Genomic DNA, 18,220 nt, shown 5'->3' with positions numbered 1-18,220 from the left:
CCTCCGCGGATTCCCGGGCGCCGCTCGTCGTCCGCCGCGGCGCACGACGAGGACGCCGGGCGCCCCGCCACGGCCGACCGCCGACCCGTGACCCGCACCCCGCGGCCGACCCGCCGCCCGTCCGTACAGTGGCCGAGTGAGCGAGCGCGAGAGAAACGGCGGCGGGAAGCGCGGCGGGCAGCGCCCCGGGCGCGGCGACGGAGGCCGGGGCGCCCGAGCCGGTGGCGACGGCGGGCAACGGCCCGCCGACCGGGCCCGCCAGGCCGCCGACCTGCTCGGCACCGTCCTGGGCCGGGTCCGGTACGCGGCGGACGGGGCGGCCGCCGAGGACGCCATCGAAGCGGGCGCCTCGACGCTGACCGCCGCGGCGCCCGGCTGGGAAGCGATCAGCGCGGCCGCGGTCACGGCCGCCGTGGAGGCCGTCCGGCGCTGTTGGGCGGGCGGCTGGTACCCCGCCGACCTGGTGCGGATCGTCCGCCGGGAGGCTCCCGACGCCGCGTCGCCGGCCCTGGTCCTCGACGCCGTCGCCGCCGAGGAGACCCGCCGCCCGCGGTCGTCCGCCGCCGCTCGCGACCCGCGCTGGCGCGCCCAGTTGGCCGACCTGGACGCCCGCGTCTGGTGGGACGCCGACCCCGGCTACCTGGACGCGGTCGCGGCCCGGCGCCGCACCTCCCGCTTCGAGACCGCGTACGACGTGCTGACCGCGCTGCGCCTGCTCTCCCGGCTGCCCCGGATCACCCCGCTGCCACCCCCGCCCGGCGCGCCCGATCCGACCGGCGCGCCCCGGCCGTCGTCCGGCGCCGGCGGACCCGGCGGAACGTCCGCCACCCGCGCCCTCGGCCGGATCCGCGCCCTGCTCGCCAAGGCGGAGGCGACCGGCTTCCCGGAGGAGGCCGAGGCACTCTCCGCCAAGGCCCAGGAGTTGATGGCCCGTCACAGCATCGACGAGGCGCTCCTCGCGCACGCCCACGGCCCGGGCGCCAGTGGGCCCGCCGACGGCCCCGCGGCGTTCCGCATCGGCATCGAGGGCCCCTACGAACAGGGCAAGGCGCTGCTCCTCGACGCCGTCGCGGCCGCCAACCGCTGCCAAGCCGTCTGGGCCGGTGAACTGGCCTTCTCCACCGTCGTCGGCTTCCCGCCCGACCTGGAGGCGACCGAACTCCTCTACACCTCGCTGCTGCTCCAGGCGACGTCGGCGATGAACCGCGCGGGCGACGCACACCACGCCCGCGGTCATTCCCGCCGCACCCGCGACTTCCGCCAGACGTTCCTCGTGGCCTACGCGGACCGCATCCGCACCCGCCTGAGCGCGGCCACCGCCGCCGCGACCGCCGCGGCCACCGCCGAATCCACCGCCCCGGACCGGCTCCTCCCCGTCCTCGCCGCCCGCGAACTCGCCGTCCAGGAGACCACCGGCACGCTCTTCCCCGACACCGCACCGGTGCGCCTCCGCGGCATCCGCGACGCCGCCGGCTGGCACCAGGGCACCGCCGCCGCCGACCGCGCCCACCTGGGCCGCCCCGAGGGCGACACCCCCACCTGACGACGCCGGAACCGAGAGCCGGGCAGGCTCCGGGTTCTCCCCGATCCCGCGATCCCACCGTTATGAACCAAACGATTCAAAACTCATGGTAGCGTTCCGTATCGATCGTTCCAAAACGAGCCCGGCGGAAGCCGAGGAGGGGAGTCGAGATGACCACGGACGGGATCGCGCGCGGGGCGCTGGCGGGCAAGGTCGCCCTGGTGACCGGCGGTTCGCGGGGAATCGGAGCGGCGGCGGCCCGGGCGTTGGCCGCCGAGGGGGCCGCGGTGGCGATCAGCTACACGGCGTCCGAAGCGCGGGCCGCCGCCGTCGTGGCCGAACTGACCGGCACCGGCGTCCGGGCCGCCGCCTACCGCGCCGACCAGGCCGACCGGCAGCAAGTCGCCGACCTGGTGGCCGCGGTGGCCACCGACTTCGGCCGGTTGGACATCCTGGTGAACAACGCGGCCGTGTCCGTCAACGGCGCCGTGGACGCCCCCGCGGACGACCCCGCGGCGTTCGACCGGCAGTTGGCGGTCAACGTGGGCGGCGTCGCCTCGGCCGTCCGGGCCGCCGCCGCCGTCCTGGGGGAGGGCGGGCGGATCATCACCGTCGGCTCGACCCTGGCCGCCCGCGCCGGCTTCCCGGGCGTCGCCGACTACGCCGCGACCAAGGCCGCGATCGTCGGCTACAGCAAGGGCGCGGCCCGCGACCTCGCCCCGCGGGGCATCACGGTCAACGTCGTCCAACCCGGCAGCGTGGCCACCGACATGAACCCCCCGCAAGGCGCCTTCGCGGACGCCCAGCGCGCGGCCAACCCCATGGGCCGCTTCGGCCACCCCGACGAAATAGCCGCCGGCATCGCCTTCCTCGCCGGCCCGACCGCCTCCTTCATCACCGGCGCCGTCCTCGACATCGATGGGGGGTACTTGGCCTGAACCCCGGCCGGGACGCCCTCACCGTCACCGCCGCACCCGGCGCGCGTAGGTCTGGAAGCGCACGTGGCGACGTCAGCCGTCGGTCTTGGCCACGCCCACGGGGCAGGAGACGCCCGTGCCGCCGATCCCGCAGTATCCGGCGGGGTTCTTGTCGAGGTACTGCTGGTGATACGCCTCCCCCGGGTAGAAGGGGCGGGCGTCGGCGGGGAGGATCTCGGTGGTGATGGCGCCGTAGCCGGAGGAGTTGAGGACCTGTTGGTAGGCGTCGCGGGAGGCTTCGGCGGCCTGTTGTTGGGCGGGCGAGTGGGTGTAGAGCGCCGAACGGTACTGGGTACCGACGTCGTTGCCCTGGCGGAAGCCCTGGGTGGGGTCGTGGGACTCCCAGAACAGCTTCAGCAGGGACGCGTACGGGACGACCTTCGGGTCGTAGACGACGCGGACGGCCTCGGTGTGGCCGGTGTGGCCGCTGCACACCTCCTCGTAGGTGGGGTGCGGGGTGTGACCGCCCTGGTAGCCGACGAGGGTGGTCCACACGCCCTCGGCCTGCCAGAACTTCCGCTCGGCGCCCCAGAAGCAGCCCAGCCCGAAGTCGGCGACCTCCAGTCCCTCCGGGTACGGGCCGAGCAGCGGGTTACCCAGGACGGTGTGCCGGTCGGGGACGGTGAAGTCCGGCTCGGGGCGTCCCTTCAGCGCTTCCTCGGGGGTGGGGAGATGGTTCTTGAAGCGGGAGAACAGCATCGGGATCGTGCTCCAGAGGAGAGGGCCGGCGGGGGAAGGGGGACGGGCGAGTGGCGGGCGGGGGTGTCGCTTCCGTTGGGGGAACGTTCCGGGGGCCCCGGGCATTCCGGGCCCGGGGAGCCCCCTGCCCGGCGCGAGCGGAGGGCGACGTCCCGTGACGGCCGGGTCGGTAACTAGGCCCGGAAGCCCGTCGAGGTGCCGCCGAGCTGTTCCCAGCCGGCGATCGCCAGGGCGCGGTACGCGGCGTACTCGGCGGCCGGGCTGCGCCCGTAGGACCAGGGGACGGCGCCCACGTGGCCGTCGACGAGGCGCAGTTGTTCCATCGCCTCGGCGTAGCGCTCCGCGCGGACCAGGAACCAGACCAGCAGGTGGCGGACGTGCGGTGCCATCGGGTGGTCGGCGGGGGCCTCGCGGAGGGCGAAGTGGGCGCCCTCTATGGCGCGTTCGACGACGGCGCTCTGGAAGAGGCTGCGGACCATGTTGGCCTCGGGCAGGTGCGCGTAGACCGCGAACAGCGGCAGGGCCGGCAGCAGGCTCTTCGCGGGCGCCCCGGCGGCGGCGCGCCCGGCGAAGCCCTCGGCCTGCTCCCGGGAGCCCTGCCACTGCTCCGACCAGTACGGCAGCGCCGCCAGGTGCGCGCCCATGTGGTGCGGTGCCCGCTGGCGGACCTTGGACCAGAGCTCTTCGTAGTCGGCGGGGCGCTCGCCCAGGCCGCGGGCGACGGCCAGCTCGGTGATGTACGGGATCGGGCTGCCCGGTGCCAGCAGCGCCGCCTCGTGGCAGACCGTGCGGGCCTCCTCCAGGATCATCCGGAAGTCCTGCGAACCGGGGTCGCGCAGCGCCTGGACGACCAGGAACTGGGCGTGCGTCTGGGCGCCGCCGGGGTCCTTGGGGGCCTCGGCGCGCCAGGTGCGCAGCCAGATGCCGCCGGCCCGGGTGCCGGTGGGGGTGGCGGGGGCCGGCGGCGTCTGTGCCAGCTCGAACGCGGCCGCGCCGGCCAGCGTCTGCACCCGCTGCCAGCGCAGCTCCCAGTCGTCGCCGGTGGACCGCAGGAGTTCGGCGGCCGGCCGCCAGTCGTGCGTGCGGTGCATCTCGGCGAGCGCGTCGGCCAGGTCCTCGTCGGGGCCGGGCAGTCGTACGTCGAGCTCTTCCAGGGGGACGAAGCCGTAGCCGGCCATCGGGTCGGCGGCCACCGTCAGGCCCCGCTCGGCGTGCTGTACGGCCTTCCGGCGCCGCATCCAGGGCAGGAAGACCAGACCGCCGAGCGCGATCGCGGCGAAGAGGAGCAGCAGAACGTCCATGTGGTGTGTCCCGGTCGGAGGGGCTGGGGCTGGGGTGGCGGTCGGTGGGGAGGGGGACCGCGGCGGCGTGTGCGCGGGCCCGCAGTGCGGTCCCGGCGCAGGTCGCCGCGCGATCTCCCGAGCTTTCGTATGTATCCACTATCCAGCGAACCAGAAAGTTCCGGAAAGTTCGGCCCGGTGGCCGACTACCCTCGGCAGGCATGAGCGAACAGCGCGACGAGCGCCACCAGCACTTCGAAACCCTTGCCATCCACGCAGGTCAGGAGCCCGACCAGGCGACCGGCGCGGTGGTACCGCCCATCTACCAGGTGTCCACTTACAAGCAGGACGGCGTGGGTGGGCTTCGCGGCGGCTACGAGTACAGCCGCAGCGCCAATCCGACCCGCACCGCCCTGGAGGAGAACCTCGCCGCCCTCGACGGCGGCCGTCGCGGCCTCGCCTTCGCCTCCGGCCTCGCCGCCGAGGACTGCCTGCTGCGCACCCTGCTCGCCCCGGGCGACCACGTGGTGATCCCCAACGACGCCTACGGCGGCACCTTCCGCCTGTTCGCGAAGGTCGTCGAGCGGTGGGGCGTGGAGTGGTCGGTGGCCGACACCTCCGACCCGCAGGCCGTGCGGGCCGCGCTGCGCCCCCGCACGAAGGTGATCTGGGTGGAGACGCCCAGCAACCCGATGCTGGGCATCAGCGACATCGCGGCGCTCGCCGGGGTGGCCCGCGACGCCGGCGCCCGCCTGGTCGTCGACAACACCTTCGCCAGCCCCTACCTCCAGCAGCCGCTCGCCCTCGGGGCGGACGTGGTGGTGTACTCCACGACCAAGTACATGGGCGGGCACTCGGACGTCGTCGGCGGCGCGCTGGTCGTGAACGACGACGCGCTCGGTGAGGAACTGGCCTACCACCAGAACGCCATGGGCGCGATCGCCGGGCCGTTCGACGCCTGGCTGGTGATGCGCGGCATCAAGACGCTGGCCGTCCGCATGGACCGGCACAGCGCCAACGCGGCGCGCGTCGCGGAACTGCTGGTCTCCCACCAGAAGGTCACCCGGGTCTACTACCCGGGGCTGGCCGAGCACCCCGGCCACGAGGTCGCCGCCAAGCAGATGCGGGCCTTCGGCGGCATGGTGTCGTTCCAGGTGGCGGGCGGCGAAGAGGCGGCGGTGGAGGTCTGCAACCGCGCCCGGCTGTTCACCCTCGGGGAGTCGCTGGGCGGCGTGGAGTCGCTGATCGAGCACCCGGGGCGGATGACGCACGCCTCGACGGCCGGTTCCGCACTGGAGGTCCCCGCCGACCTCGTGCGCCTCTCGGTCGGCATCGAGTCCGCCGACGACCTGCTGGCCGACCTCACGCAGGCGCTGGGCTGACGCCCTGGCCCCGGGGCGACGCGCGCCCACCCCGGTCCGTTCCGCACCCCTCAGTACCCCGCCACGGGAGGGGTGGTGCGGGCCGGCGGTGGGCGCCAGGGCTGCGCGACCCCCGCCCACAGGGCCAGGGTCAGCAGCGCCAGGACCGCGAGCAGCGTTCCGGTGCGGTGCAGCAGGCGGCGCCGGGCCAGCAGGCGGCGGCCGCGGGCGGCGGCGTGGGCGGGCAGGTCCGGCGGCACCGGTGGCTGCGGGCCGGCTCGCAGCATCCGCCGGGCTTCGGTCTCCTTGCGGTCGGGCGGGCGCCCCTCGGGCGGGATCACGGCGGTGCGACGGCCGGTGGCGGGCGGCGGCTGCGGAGTTCGGCGACGGCGTGCCGGCACAGCGTGCGCACCCGCTCGGCGGGCAGCCCCAGTTGGGCCGCGGTCTGCTCCTCGGGCACGTCCTCGTGCAGGCGGAGCACCAGCACCAGGCGCTCGCGCGGGGACAGCCGGTCGAGCAGACCGCCGCGCGGCCGGCGGTGGCGCCACGCGGCGCGGGCGAACTCCGCGGTCAGTTCCCGGCGGGCCCGCTCGTAGGGGTCCGCGCCGTGCTTCCCGTCCCAGCCGGCGTACGTCCTGGCCAGCGCGCGGAGCAGCAACTCCTCGGCCACCGGCGCCGGTCGGTCCGCCGGCTCCCCGGTGAGCAGGGCGGCGGCGTGCAGCAGCCGTCCCGCCGCGGCCGCGGTGAACGCCTCGAACTCCCGGGCCCGGCGCCGCTCCCGAGCCCGTCGCCGCTCTCCCACCGCGCCTCCCGGATGACGGGCGGCCGGCGCCCCCCGGCCCTACGGTGACGCCGCGGCCCGTCGGACAGCCCCTGGCCCTCCATGGCACGGCAGTTGGGGGTCGGGGTCAAGAGGCGTGACGAGGGCATCGCCCTCCGTACGTCCCGGCGCGCCCGGTCACGGCGGGGCGCGGTGCGCACCCGCCGGCGCGGCGCCGGTCCGGAGCCCCCGTCCCGTACGACGCCCCGGTCCGGGCCGGCGGTCGGCCGTGGTCCGACCGGTGCCGTCAGGACGGGGCGGGCCCGCCCGGCGCGAGGGCGGTGATGTCGGCGAGCGAGGTGTTGAAGCGCGTCAGGAGCGTGGTGAAGGCGTCGCGCTCCTCCGCGGTCCACTTCTCGGTGACCATCGCCATCAGGGCCCGCCGCGACGCCCGGACCTCGTCGAGCCGGGCGTGGCCGCGCTCGGACAGTTCCAGGACCACGGCGCGGCCGTCCTCGGGGTGGGTGGCGCGGCTGACCAGGCCGGCGTCGACCAGCGGGGCGACCTGCCGGGTCACCGTGGAGGAGTCGATGCCCATCCCGCAGGCCAGGGCCTTGACGCCCATCGGGCCTTCCTGGTCCAGGCGGTTGAGGAGCAGATAGGCGGCGCGGTCCATGGAGTTGCGCGCCTGCCCGACGCCGCCGAGCCGGCTCTGTTCGGCGCGCCGGGCGAAGACGGCCACTTGGTGCTGCAGCGCGTCGAGGAGAGCGGAGTCGGGGTGGGTCGTCATGTCCGGAGAGGTGGGCATGGCCGGGGCTCGCTTAATCGGGGTGGGTACGGACGGGGAAACAGCGTACGCGGCGCCGGCGCGGGCCGTGCCGGCGCTGCCGCGTACGACCCTGACGGCCCTGGCGGGCGGCCCCGTCGATCCGCGGGTGTCCGGCATCCGGCCGGAAAGGGCCCGTTCGTGGCCGAACTGCGAAACTGGCCGCATGGTCGACCCCACGTCGCATCCGCCGCATCCGCCGCATCAGTCCGTGGCCCCCGCGAGCACCGCTCCGGCCGCGCCGGTGGGGATCACGGTTGACGACGTGCGCGCGGCGCAGAAGCTGCTGTCCGGGGTGGCGCGGACCACCGCACTGGAGGGCAGCCGCTACCTGTCGGCGCTGGTGGGCGCCCCGGTCCACCTCAAGTGCGAGAACCTCCAGCGCACCGGCTCGTTCAAGATCCGCGGCGCGTACGTGCGGATCGCCGGTCTCTCGGCGCAGGAGCGGGCCGCCGGCGTGGTGGCGGCCAGTGCCGGCAACCACGCCCAGGGGGTGGCCCTCGCGGCGTCCCTGCTGGGTGTGGCCTCGACGGTGTTCATGCCGGTCGGCGCGCCGCTGCCGAAGGTCGCCGCGACCCGCGAGTACGGCGCCGAGGTGCGGCTGCACGGCCAGGTGGTGGACGAGACGCTGGCCGCCGCCCAGGAGTACGCGCGGCAGACCGGTGCGGTCTTCATCCACCCCTTCGACCACCGCGACATCATCGCGGGCCAGGGCACGGTCGGCCTGGAGATCCTCGAACAGTGCCCGGAGGTGCGCACCGTCGTCGTCGGGGTGGGCGGCGGCGGGTTCGCCGCGGGCGTCGCCCTCGCGGTCAAGGCGCTGCGGCCGGACGTGCGGGTGGTCGGGGTGCAGGCGGCGGCCGCGGCCTGCTACCCGCCGTCGCTGGCGGTGGGGCGCCCGGTGGCGATCGAGCCGCTGGCCACGATGGCGGACGGCATCAAGGTGGGGCGCCCCGGCGACGTGCCGTTCGGCATCGTGCGGGAGCTGGTGGACGAGGTCCGCACGGTCACCGAGGACGAGTTGTCCGCCGCCCTGCTGCTGTGCCTGGAGCGGGCGAAGCTGGTGGTGGAGCCGGCCGGGGCGAGTCCGGTGGCGGCGCTGCTGTCGTCGCCCGGCTCCTTCGAGGGGCCGGTGGTCGCGGTGCTCTCCGGGGGCAACGTCGATCCGCTGGTGATGCAGCGGATCCTTCGGCACGGCATGGCCGCCGCCGGCCGCTACCTGTCCTTCCGGGTCCGGCTGACCGACCGTCCGGGGGCGCTGGCCAATCTCCTGGGCGTCCTGACGGTGGTGGACGCCAACGTCCTCGACGTCGGGCACGTGCGCATCGACCCCCGGCTCGGGCTCACCGAGGTCGAGGTCGAACTGCACCTGGAGACGAAGGGGCCGGAGCACTGCGGCGAGGTCACCGCGGCGCTGCGCGAGGCGGGGTACGACGTGGTCGCGGTCTGACGCGGGGCGGTGCGCGGGGCACGGGCGGGGCGGTGGCGGGCAGCCACCGCCCCGCGGCGTTGGGGCCCGGCCGTCGCGGCCCGTCGGATCGACGGCGGGGCCGGTCCCGCCGTCGCGACGGAAGATATCCCTCACGACCTGTATCGCGATGTATCGCGTTTGCGCTACCATCGGCGCGAGCGGGGGCGCCGCGTCATGGCGTCCGCCGCGGACGAGCGCCCGTCAGTCACCCGCACGCCCTGGAGTGCGCCGGCCCCCCCTGCGGAACCGTGGGGCTTCGGCGCCGGAAGCAAGGCCGCCGCACGCCCGAAAACGTACTATTCGGCTTATCTGTCGCATTCGACCTGGAACTGATCCAAGCCATGGGGGTACCCACATGCCAGGCGCCATTTACGCCGAAGGTCTGGTGAAGACCTTCGGCGAGGTGAGGGCACTGGACGGCGTCGACCTCGACGTTCCCGAAGGAACCGTCCTCGGAATGCTCGGCCCGAACGGTGCCGGCAAGACCACCGCCGTCAGGGTCCTGACGACCCTGCTCCGGCCCGACCGGGGGACCGCGCGGGTGGCCGGCGTCGACGTCGTCGCACACCCCGACGCGGTGCGCCGCGCCATCGGCCTCTCCGGTCAATTCGCCGCCGTCGACGAGTACTTGACCGGCCGGGAGAACCTCGTGATGGTCGGGCGGCTCTACCAGATGAGCGGACGCGACGCCAAGCGCCGGGCCGCCGAACTGCTGGAGCGGTTCAACCTCGGCGACGCCGCCGACCGCACCGCCAAGACCTACTCCGGCGGGATGCGCCGCCGGCTCGACCTCGCCGCCGCCCTGGTCGTCAGCCCGCCGGTGATGTTCATGGACGAGCCCACCACCGGCCTGGACCCGCGCAACCGCCAGGCGCTGTGGGACGTCATCCAGGAACTCGTCGCCGGCGGCACCACCCTGCTGCTCACCACCCAGTACCTGGAGGAGGCCGACCGGCTCGCGCACGACATCTGCGTCGTCGACCACGGCCGGGTCATCGCCCGCGGCACCTCCGACCAGCTCAAGGCGCGCACCGGCGGCGAACGGATCGAGGTCGTGGTGCACGCCCCCGAACACCTCCCGGTGGCCGAGGGCGTCCTGCGCGCGGTCGCCAAGGGCGACGGCGCGGTCGACCCCCACACCCGGAGGGTGACGTTCCCGGTGACCGGCGGCGCCAAGCTGCTCGCCGAGGTCCTCCGCGAACTGGACTCCCGCGGCGTGGAGATCGACGACATCGGGCTGCGCCGCCCGACCCTCGACGACGTCTTCATCGCACTGACCGGACACACCGCCGAGGCGGCGCAGGACGGCGGCGACACCTCCGCGGACGGCGACCGGGCCGGCGCGGCCACCACCAAGGAGGGCGTGCGATGAGCGCGTTCGACCAGGCGACCGGCGTGGCCGCCGCCCGCAACCCGCAGTCCCACGGCGGCCTCGTGCGATCCGTGCGCGACGCACTGGTGGTGGCCCAACGCAACTTGATCCGCATGCTGCGGATCCCGAATCGTGTTCGCCTGTCTCGACTAGGTTCCATCTCGCCGCGCGGCCGATACCTGAACGTGAGTGGGCTGGGAGCCCGGAAGGAGCTGGCGAAGTGAGCGGCATCAGTGACTCCCTGGTCATCGCCCGCCGGAACGTCACGCGCATGGTCCGGATTCCCGAGGTGCTCGTTTTCGGGCTCATCCAGCCGATCATGTTCGTGGTGCTGTTCAGCTACGTGTTCGGCGGCTCCATCAGCGTCCCCGGTGCAGGCATCAGCCCCTCCGGATACCGGGAGTTCCTGATGGCGGGCATCTTCGCGCAGACCGTCACCTTCGCCACCGCCGGAGCCGGCGCCGGCATCGCGGACGACATGCACAAGGGGCTGATCGACCGGTTCCGCTCGCTGCCCATGGCCCGTGGTGCGGTCCTCACCGGCCGGACCCTCGCCGACCTGGTGCAGACCGCACTGACCCTGGTGGTGCTCGCGCTCGTCGCCCTCCTGGTCGGCTGGCGTATCCACGAGAACTTCGCAAGCGTGCTCGCCGGTTTCGGCCTGCTGCTTCTGCTGGGTTACGCGTTCTCCTGGATCGGTGCCCTGATCGGGCTGAGTGTGCGCACCCCGGAGGCGGCCACCTCCGGCGGACTGCTCTGGCTCTTCCCGCTGACGTTCATCTCCAACGCCTTCGTGCCCAGCGACAACATGCCGACGGTGCTGCGCCACTTCGCCGAGTGGAACCCCTTCAGTGCCACCGTGCAGGCAGCGAGGGAACTCTTCGGCAACATCCCCAAGGGGTATCCGGTGCCGGACGCCTGGCCGATGCAACACCCGGTTCTCGCTTCCGCGGCCTGGTCCATCCTGATCATCGTGGTCTTCCGGACCTTGGCGGTCCGCAAGTACCGCCGGGCAGCGGGTTGATTCGCCGAAGGCATGAAAGTCGAGGCTCCGGCACGAGAGCTGAGCGTCAGGTGCTCCGCTCAGTGATAAGCCCTGCTCGTTGCCTTTGCGGGTCGAGCAGGGCGCTGGTGCGGAGTCAGTACAGATAGACGGTGTGTCCGCAGCTACCGCACTGATATTTGCCGTTTCCTTGGTCCTCCATGGGCTTTCCGCAGCACACGGGATGCGCTGTTCCTCTCCGGGGATGTGGGTCAGGCGGTGAGCGGGGGGGGGTGAGCGTGCTTCCAACGGAGCGCCGCGTTTTCGCCGCCGAGCCAGTACGACCGTCGCTCGTTGGTGATCTGCTGGCCGCCGATCCAGTAGGCGTGTGCCTCTGGGGTGACGGCGAGGCGGACAGAGGTGATGTCGGGCTCGCCCGCGTCGTGCCAGGCGGTCACGGTGTTTTCGATGGCATCCCAGATGGCGACCGGGCCGCCTTGACGGACTGTCCACTGGTCGCCGTCGGCGGTGAGGGCGGCGAACGCCTCTCGGCCGGCGTCGAACAGGTACACCGTTTCTCGGCCGTCGCTGGTGGCGCGGAGGAACTGGGCGCCGGGGGCGGCGAGCTGGGCGAGGAAGGCCGGCATCCAGTCTTTGAGCGTGTCGGGAGAGACGGGGGTCTTCCGCTCTGTGTCGGCGTAGAAGGAGCGGGCGGCCAGGTCTCCGGCGAGCGGTACGGCGGCTTCTGCTCGTGCGGGCATGAAGGAGCTGCGGCCGATGATGCGGCCCTCTGCGGTGCCGTCGTCCTTGACGGTGAGTTTGGCCAGGCCGGTGCCGTAGGACCAGGCGCTGGGGCCGACGGTGGCGAGGATGATGCCGCCGGGCTTGGTCTGGCGTACCCAGGTGTAGGGGATGCGGCGGAGGGCGCAGGTGGCGATGGTGCGGTCGTAGGGGGCCCGGCGGGGGTGGCCCAGGAGGCCGTCCCCGGTGACGGTCCAGGTGGAGTATCCGGCGGCCTCCAGGGCGTTGTCCGCCCGCTGGGCCACGTCGGAGTCCACTTCGACGCTGGTGACGTTGTCCTCGCCCAGGCGGTGGCAGAGCAGGGCTGTGGAGTAGCCGGTACCGGTGCCGATCTCCAGGACGGTCATGCCGTCCTCCAGGTCCAGGGCCTCGCTCCCATGGCAGCACCCCGTAAATATCCCGACGAACTCCGTGAGCGCGCGATCCGCGAGGTCCGCACCTCGGGCCGCCCTATCGCCCACGTCGCGAAGGACCTCGGCAGCCACAAGGAAGCCCTGCGCGGCTGGGTTCGCCAGGCCGAGGTCGACCGAGGCGAACGCGACGACCGGCTGACCACCGTCGAACGCGAAGAACTGAAGCAACTCCGCCGGGAAAACGCCGAGTTGAGGCGGGCCAACGACATCCTGAAGGCCGCCTCGGTGTTTTTTGCCCAGGAGATCGACCGTCCCCGGCCCCAGGGCTTTGGCCTGCGTGACGAAGTCCTGGGCAGCAGGGGCTAGTTCGGCCATGGCCTCCGCGTCGCCGGCCAAAGCGTCGCCCAGGCCGGACATGCCCACCTTCAGGGCCACGCCCGCCGATGCCAGGGCCAGGACGGCCGGTGCGGCGACCGCAGCCGCGGGGCCCATGGACGCGATGGAGGACGACGGTCCCGCCACCGCCGGGATGCTGGAGGCGGCCGTGGACAGCTTGCCCAGCGTCCCCACCAGGGACAGCACCTTGCGGCCGGCGCCGCCGGAGCTGTCTCCCACGTTGGATACGTCCCGGGCCAGCGTGGCCAGCCGGTCCCGGTCCGCTTCGACGCGGGCCGGGATCGTCATCGGCGGCCGGATGCGCGCCAGTTCCCGGCGCAGTCTGGCTATCTCTCGCTCGTTGACCTCCAGGCGGACGCCAAGGCCGGCGTTCGCACCCTGGAGGCGTTCGCGGAGGGTGGAGCGGAACCGGGACAGGTCCGGGTCCACGGTGACGCGGACGCGAGCGCGGACGCGCGTCAGCTTGGCGTTCAGCCGCTCCCGGAACCCGTCCAGGTCCGGGACGGCCTGGACCTGGACGCGGGCCCGCCGCTCGATGCGGTCAAGGTAGCGCTGGAGGCTGACGGCGAAGTTCGACGTGTCGGGAAGGACACGGATCGAAAGGCGCCCTACCTCGCGGCCTCCGGGGCCGGCCATGAATTACCCCCTGGTGCAATGGGTCGGGCCAAGGGGTGAGTGGACAGGTCAAGGCGCCGCTCGTGCTTGTCCGCCTTGACCTGTGGAACGTTGACGGGTGTGGGTTCCCGCTTGAGTCGCCCGCCGGAGACGCGGACGTTGTTGGCATCGGCGAACCGAACGGCGTCCAACAGAGCGGCCAACAGGTGCGTTTGCACCGTCCAGCCATGATGTTCGGGCCCGCCGGCCAGGGACGTGGCCAAGGCGGAGTCCGGGGGCAGATGCTCGGACAGGTGCCAGGCCCGGCGGGGCGTGAGGGCGCCCCTCCACACGTCGGCCAGGTCCAGGCCGTAGAACCGCTGGAGGTCCGCCCGCAGTGCCCCGCCGTGGCCTTGATCGATTAGCTGTCCGAGCGCGGAGCTTCCCCCACCTGGGTCTCCTCCTGCCACTCACCGACGGTGCGGACGAACACGGCCAGCGGCCAGTCCTCCATCTCCGTCTTCAGCGCGGCCGGGTCGTCGGCCACCAGGAGGAGCAGGTCACGGATCTTCGGGACCAGCTCCTCCAGCTCCTCCGATCCGGTCTCGCCGAAGCGCGCGAGGATGGCGCGGGCCGCCTTCAGGCCGTCGTCGGGAAGCATGAGGATGTTGCGGAGGTGAACCGTTTCGCCGGCCCGTGTCTCCAGCGGCAGAGCCTCGTACTCCGCCGCAGCTTCCGCCATCATGTCCGCGCAAGAAAGTGCCAAGGGTCGTCCCCACAGTCGGTGTTGGTGGTCCCAGGAATCAGTCCTCCGCCCGGAGGGACCGGCCAGACGGAAGAGGTCCGTGAAGGCGTCAGGCGACGCTTCGCGTTCGTTAGGGGCTGTCCGATGGGTCATGTGACCGACATGCAGTCCGCGGGAAGGCCCAGAACTCTCTGACCGGTTCAGGTGTAGACCACCAAGATCCGGGCAGGCGGCGCTGAAGAACGGACCACGAACTACGGGGTGAACACCATGCACGGCGGCGGAGGATTCAGCGGGGGCGGCCACCACGGGGGCGGCTTTGGCGGCCACCATCACAGCGGAGGGCTGAGCCACCACAGCAGTCACCACCATCACACCGGGGACTCGCAGGGTTTCGTCGCGATTCCCTCGTTCCTGCGCCGTGGGTCATCAGGCGATGCCACGGGAGTGGCCCCCCTGCCCGTGGCGCTGGGTCTGCTGCTGGCCGGGCTCATCGTCGGGGCGCTGCTGGCGGCCCACTAGCCAGAAGGCTTAGTCGCCGCCGTGCGGCGGGGGCTCCGAGGCCGCAACCTGGGCCCATTCACCGATGGCGCCGCCCAGCTTCGTGGAGCCCAGGAATGTGCCCTTGATCGGGAAGGACACGAAGTCGTCCGAGGCCATGCCCACCGCGTCGGAGCCCAGGAGGGAGACGCGCGGGTGGTACAGCGGTAGATAGTTGGTGCCGTCCACCAGGACCACCAGGACCACCAGGAGCGCCTTGGTCTGCGGGGTGGGCGTGGCCGGGATGCGGAACGACTTGTCCGCCTGGACTGCTGCCGGACCCGCACCGAAGTAGAGCTGGTAGGTCAGGGCCGTGGCCTGGATGGACTGGAAGGTGACGGAGTACGTCACGTCCGGGGTCGTCGCGCGGAGTTTGGCGTTCTGCCAACTCCCCTTGATCTCCGGGTCGTCGCCGTCGCGGCCGAACTCCGGGAGGGCGTCAAGCTTGGTGTGCCCGACGTGCTCCCACGCGCCGCCCGGGTTGGTCGGGTCGGTCAGGTCGGCGGGCTTCTCGGTGTCGGGGTCAGCGATGAAGATGTAGCCGCCGGCCGGGACGATGGCGGCGTTGTCGATCAGAGCCAAACTGTTCTCCAGGGGTAGGTCAGAGGGGCCGCGCGGTCACGCGGTAGGTGGCCTGGAACCGGAACAGGTCCGGCCCGGCCTGCGGTTCACCGAAGCGGATCTCCGCCGGTCCCGATACGTCCTCGAACCGGATCAGGTAGCCGTCGGCACCGCGGAATTGCGCTCTGCACGCCTCCGCCAGGGCGACCCGGGCCGTGCGGGCCAGGCATCCCCGTACGCCCGCACGAGGGCGGAGGCATCGGCCAACGTGGCCTCCGCCTGGACGCGCTCCTCCCCGACCAGCTCACGGCCCAGACGCTGTTCCAGAGCCGCCATTTCCGCCAGGGGCTTCATGTGACCCCTACTTGTCGGCCGGGGGCTTCGACGCGGTGGGCATGTCCAGCTTCACCGCGCGCACCAGGCGCTTGGCGGGGTTCTTGCCGCCGCCCACCGGGTCCGTCATGACGTTGTAGCCGGCGTAGACGTTGAGGATGGAGCGGTCCCGCAGCTTGGCCGCGTCGTAGTCCCGCACCCACCGCATGGCCAGGCCGTTGTACGACTGCGACGAACCCGAGGTGACACCGGCCGGAATGGCCGGGGCCCGGGTCGCCAGGACGAACGCAGAGGGGATGAAGCCGTACGCGGCACGCGGTTTGATCGCGTTGGACACCACCAGGTCGAACCCCGCCAGGCGGCCGATGGTGGCAGCTCGGAGCGCCGAGTCCGAACCGGACCGGCAGACGTCCGCGATGCGGTTGGACTTCAGCAGTGCGGTTTCCACGTCCGCGCCGATCAGGAGGGTGCGGCCTTCCTGGGGAACGTTCGCCTTGTTCAGGGCCGCGCGGGCATCGATGAGGCCCTTCCACGGGTCCGCCTCATCCAGCGGGACCGTGCTGCTGTAGCTGGCGGTCTCGATCATGTTCGCCACGCCGGTGTCAATCGCCTTGGCCACGGCGTTGACCTGAGGCTGAAGTACCTGAGATGCGAAGTCTCGGATATCCAACGTCAGTTCCTCGTCCGTGATCGACACGGCCGAGTAGATGTCCTTGTTGAGCGTGACGGTGGTGGAGTCCTCCGCCAGCTCGTCCAGGGCGATGTCCGACGACCGGTCGTTGCGCCATTCGTACTCGCGTGCCTCAAGCTGGGCCGGAATCCGAATGGTGATCGCGTCGTTCTTGGCGCCGGTGAAGTCGAACCCGCCGTTCGTCCACACCAGACGTGACAGGACCATTTCCCGTTCAAGAAGACCCAGCGCCGTCGCTGCGATCTTCTCGGACTTCAGAAAGCTGTTAGCCATGTGCTCCGCTCAGGGCAGGGCCCCAAGCCAGCACACAGCGCAGCCAAGGGCCTTGGACAGGAACCCTTGGTTTTGGTGTTGCTCTACGTGCGACTACCCCTTGATGGCCCGGGAGCGCCGTCGCAGTCCCGCGGTACGGCGGGACGTGGCGTACCAGAGGGCCAGCGCACCGAGGGCGAAGCCGATCCCGATGGCCGCCCATGCCGCTGGGTTCTCCTCCACCCACATGCGCTGGTCGCTCGCCATGGCGATAGAACCGAAAAGGCGGCCGTGGCGCGTAGGTACCACGCACGACAGGGCGAGGAACGCAACGCAGCCCAGGGCCATCGCGCCGATGCAGCGCGCTCGCTGCCGTCGTTTCAGCGCGGCGTCAGCCAATGGCCACCAGCAAAGAATGCCGCTGCCGCAGAACGCGCCGAAGGCATAGCCAGCGCCTGGCCCCAGACCGGCGACCCAGCGCCACATGGGATCTCCCACGAAAACTGAGGCGGCCCCACCGAGGACGATGATCCACAGCACCTTAAAGGCGTGGCGTTCGAACAATCTGGCTATGGCGGACATCGCGGTCATGCTACGGCACGCAGCTCAGCAGCCCATGCAGTCCGCCAGAGGAGCTACCCCCAACGCCTACCGGCGGGCGCGCGGGATGCTGGCCGCCAGCTCTGCCGGGTCGCTGGGGGCCGGCGTGACCGACGGATCAAGGCCGCCCCGGCCCATGCCGCCGGCCTTGCTGTGGAACAGCTCCGCCAGGGTCTTGGCGTCGGCCTCGCGGGCGTCCTCGTCGGCCCCGGTGATCCGGAGGGCCAGAGCGTCCGGCAGGTGGTAGCGGCGGGCCAGGCGCTCCCGGTGCAGCTCCGTCTCCAGCTCCGTGGCCCGGTCGGCCACGGCCTGGAACTCCTCCGGCGACCGGGCCGCCTTCAGGGCCTCCGCCGTCTCCCGCGCCTTGGTCCGGTACCGGGCCGCTTCCGCCCGTACGCCCCTCAGCTCCGCGCGGAGTGCATCGGTGTCCAGCTCCTGGCCGTCGCCCTGCTCCTCCGGCCGGGACGACTCCTCGGGGCCGTTCGCGGCGTCGGTCGGGGCCTGTTCGTCGTCGGCCGGGCCGTCGGCCGGGCCGACGGCCGGCTCGGAGGTGGTGGGGGTGGTCTCCATGCGGAACCTCTCCTCGGTGTTGTCAGGATTCGATGTGCAGTCCGGCCCCAGGTGTCCCAGCCGGACAGTTAGGTGAAGGAGCAGGGCCTGATTGGGTTAACTGCCTTGCGTGAACGGATCGAAGGACATCCACCAGGGGACTTTCCCAGCACGTAGTTCCACTTCGACCCTTGGAGATTTCCATGCGCATTCGCACTGCAATTGCCGCCGCAGCCCTGGTCGCGACAGCCGTACTCCACGGAGCAGGCGCGGCGGCCGCCGTTTCGCACATCGCTCCCTCGTCCCATTCCAAGCAGGTCATCTCTGCGGATGACGACGACGATGACGACGAGATGGGCCAGAGTGACGAAGACTGAGCACGCCTGAGGGGTGAACGGCCGGCCCATGTGCCTGGCTAGTGCCCCCTAGACGCTTCAACGTGGCGACGCCATGCCCTCCGGGCCTCCGCGCCGGTCATTCCGCGGGTGACTTCCTGCCATTGGCGGTCGTAGTCGCGGGCCTGGGGGGTCATGAAGTCGTTGCGCGAGTAGACGG

The 18,220-nt window shown here is 72.3% G+C and carries 19 protein-coding genes and 2 pseudogenes; 10 read left to right on the top strand and 11 right to left on the bottom strand.

The annotated features are described in order from the left end of the window. The first annotated feature begins 136 nt into the window (after positions 1-136). Positions 137-1,543, top strand: coding sequence for a DUF2786 domain-containing protein (locus ACLJT4_RS02115; RefSeq protein ID WP_411120712.1), 1,407 nt, complete (start codon positions 137-139; stop codon positions 1,541-1,543). A gap of 149 nt (positions 1,544-1,692) precedes the next feature. Beyond that, complete coding sequence (locus tag ACLJT4_RS02110) at positions 1,693-2,460, top strand: SDR family oxidoreductase (protein ID WP_411120711.1); 768 nt, start codon at positions 1,693-1,695, stop codon at positions 2,458-2,460. A 72-nt stretch (positions 2,461-2,532) separates the two neighbouring features. On the opposite strand, the gene msrA is transcribed toward ACLJT4_RS02110, so the two are convergent. Then, positions 2,533-3,198, bottom strand: a complete 666-nt coding sequence (gene msrA, locus ACLJT4_RS02105; RefSeq protein ID WP_411120710.1) for a peptide-methionine (S)-S-oxide reductase MsrA — start codon at positions 3,196-3,198, stop codon at positions 2,533-2,535. 173 nt (positions 3,199-3,371) lie between these two features. Then, positions 3,372-4,499 (bottom strand): hypothetical protein, encoded by a 1,128-nt coding sequence (locus ACLJT4_RS02100; protein WP_411120709.1) that lies wholly within the window; start codon positions 4,497-4,499, stop codon positions 3,372-3,374. Positions 4,500-4,699: 200 nt separating this feature from the next. On the opposite strand from ACLJT4_RS02100, the gene ACLJT4_RS02095 reads away from it, so the two are divergent. Beyond that, positions 4,700-5,860 (top strand): cystathionine gamma-synthase, encoded by a 1,161-nt coding sequence (locus ACLJT4_RS02095; RefSeq protein WP_411120708.1) that lies wholly within the window; start codon positions 4,700-4,702, stop codon positions 5,858-5,860. Positions 5,861-5,910: 50 nt separating this feature from the next. Here the strand turns inward: ACLJT4_RS02095 and ACLJT4_RS02090 are convergent, their stop codons facing one another. From ACLJT4_RS02090 to ACLJT4_RS02080, 3 genes are all read right to left on the bottom strand, one after another. Continuing rightward, positions 5,911-6,180: a hypothetical protein gene (locus ACLJT4_RS02090; RefSeq protein WP_411120707.1), complete on the bottom strand. Its 270-nt coding sequence runs from the start codon at positions 6,178-6,180 to the stop codon at positions 5,911-5,913. Next, complete coding sequence (locus ACLJT4_RS02085; RefSeq protein WP_411120706.1) at positions 6,177-6,641, bottom strand: sigma factor-like helix-turn-helix DNA-binding protein; 465 nt, start codon at positions 6,639-6,641, stop codon at positions 6,177-6,179. Before ACLJT4_RS02085 ends, ACLJT4_RS02090 begins: the two co-directional genes overlap by 4 nt. 265 nt (positions 6,642-6,906) lie before the next feature. Further along, positions 6,907-7,407, bottom strand: a complete 501-nt coding sequence (locus ACLJT4_RS02080) for a MarR family winged helix-turn-helix transcriptional regulator (RefSeq protein WP_016572718.1) — start codon at positions 7,405-7,407, stop codon at positions 6,907-6,909. A gap of 184 nt (positions 7,408-7,591) precedes the next feature. On the opposite strand from ACLJT4_RS02080, the gene ilvA reads away from it, so the two are divergent. The 4 genes from ilvA (at position 7,592) to ACLJT4_RS02060 (ending at position 11,292) form a co-directional block, all read left to right on the top strand. Next, the gene (gene ilvA, locus ACLJT4_RS02075) at positions 7,592-8,875 is read left to right on the top strand and encodes a threonine ammonia-lyase (RefSeq protein WP_411120705.1); all 1,284 of its coding nucleotides are present in this window, start codon (positions 7,592-7,594) and stop codon (positions 8,873-8,875) included. Between the two features lie 376 nt (positions 8,876-9,251). Next, entirely contained in the window at positions 9,252-10,268 is a 1,017-nt protein-coding gene (locus ACLJT4_RS02070) for an ATP-binding cassette domain-containing protein (RefSeq protein WP_411120704.1), read from the top strand. Continuing rightward, positions 10,265-10,492 carry an integral membrane transport protein gene (locus tag ACLJT4_RS02065; RefSeq protein ID WP_411120703.1) on the top strand — a complete coding sequence of 76 codons (228 nt, stop codon included), beginning with the start codon at positions 10,265-10,267 and terminating at the stop codon, positions 10,490-10,492. The genes ACLJT4_RS02070 and ACLJT4_RS02065 overlap by 4 nt, the downstream gene beginning before the upstream one ends. Beyond that, positions 10,489-11,292, top strand: coding sequence for an ABC transporter permease (locus tag ACLJT4_RS02060; RefSeq protein WP_411120702.1), 804 nt, complete (start codon positions 10,489-10,491; stop codon positions 11,290-11,292). Before ACLJT4_RS02065 ends, ACLJT4_RS02060 begins: the two co-directional genes overlap by 4 nt. Positions 11,293-11,522: 230 nt before the next feature. Here ACLJT4_RS02060 and ACLJT4_RS02055 read toward each other — a convergent pair. Next, positions 11,523-12,422 (bottom strand): annotated as a pseudogene (locus ACLJT4_RS02055) (rRNA adenine N-6-methyltransferase family protein); the annotation flags it as partial. Positions 12,423-12,428: 6 nt separating this feature from the next. Between ACLJT4_RS02055 and ACLJT4_RS02050 the strand changes: the two are divergent. Then, positions 12,429-12,719: pseudogene (locus ACLJT4_RS02050) on the top strand (transposase); the annotation flags it as partial. A 1,096-nt stretch (positions 12,720-13,815) separates the two neighbouring features. On the opposite strand, the gene ACLJT4_RS02045 reads toward ACLJT4_RS02050, so the two are convergent. Next, positions 13,816-14,139 (bottom strand): phage tail assembly protein, encoded by a 324-nt coding sequence (locus tag ACLJT4_RS02045; protein WP_411120701.1) that lies wholly within the window; start codon positions 14,137-14,139, stop codon positions 13,816-13,818. 261 nt (positions 14,140-14,400) lie between these two features. Here ACLJT4_RS02045 and ACLJT4_RS02040 point away from each other — a divergent pair, with 261 nt between their 5' ends. Next, positions 14,401-14,661, top strand: a complete 261-nt coding sequence (locus ACLJT4_RS02040; protein ID WP_411120700.1) for a hypothetical protein — start codon at positions 14,401-14,403, stop codon at positions 14,659-14,661. A 9-nt stretch (positions 14,662-14,670) separates the two neighbouring features. Here the strand turns inward: ACLJT4_RS02040 and ACLJT4_RS02035 are convergent, their stop codons facing one another. The 4 genes from ACLJT4_RS02035 to ACLJT4_RS02020 form a co-directional block, all read right to left on the bottom strand. After that, complete coding sequence (locus ACLJT4_RS02035; RefSeq protein WP_411120699.1) at positions 14,671-15,261, bottom strand: hypothetical protein; 591 nt, start codon at positions 15,259-15,261, stop codon at positions 14,671-14,673. A 340-nt stretch (positions 15,262-15,601) separates the two neighbouring features. After that, entirely contained in the window at positions 15,602-16,537 is a 936-nt protein-coding gene (locus ACLJT4_RS02030; RefSeq protein WP_411120698.1) for a P22 phage major capsid protein family protein, read from the bottom strand. Positions 16,538-16,630: 93 nt separating this feature from the next. After that, positions 16,631-17,098 carry a hypothetical protein gene (locus tag ACLJT4_RS02025; protein WP_411120697.1) on the bottom strand — a complete coding sequence of 156 codons (468 nt, stop codon included), beginning with the start codon at positions 17,096-17,098 and terminating at the stop codon, positions 16,631-16,633. A gap of 66 nt (positions 17,099-17,164) precedes the next feature. Continuing rightward, positions 17,165-17,686 (bottom strand): hypothetical protein, encoded by a 522-nt coding sequence (locus tag ACLJT4_RS02020; protein ID WP_411120696.1) that lies wholly within the window; start codon positions 17,684-17,686, stop codon positions 17,165-17,167. Between the two features lie 170 nt (positions 17,687-17,856). On the opposite strand from ACLJT4_RS02020, the gene ACLJT4_RS02015 reads away from it, so the two are divergent. Beyond that, on the top strand, positions 17,857-18,042 hold the full coding sequence (locus ACLJT4_RS02015) for a hypothetical protein (protein ID WP_411120695.1): 186 nt from the start codon (positions 17,857-17,859) through the stop codon (positions 18,040-18,042). Positions 18,043-18,220: the final 178 nt, after the last annotated feature.

Source organism: Streptomyces sp. x-19 (genome assembly GCF_046549115.1).
In the GTDB taxonomy this organism is placed as follows: domain Bacteria; phylum Actinomycetota; class Actinomycetes; order Streptomycetales; family Streptomycetaceae; genus Streptomyces; species Streptomyces albulus_C.
This window is presented reverse-complemented; position numbering and strand designations above follow the sequence as displayed.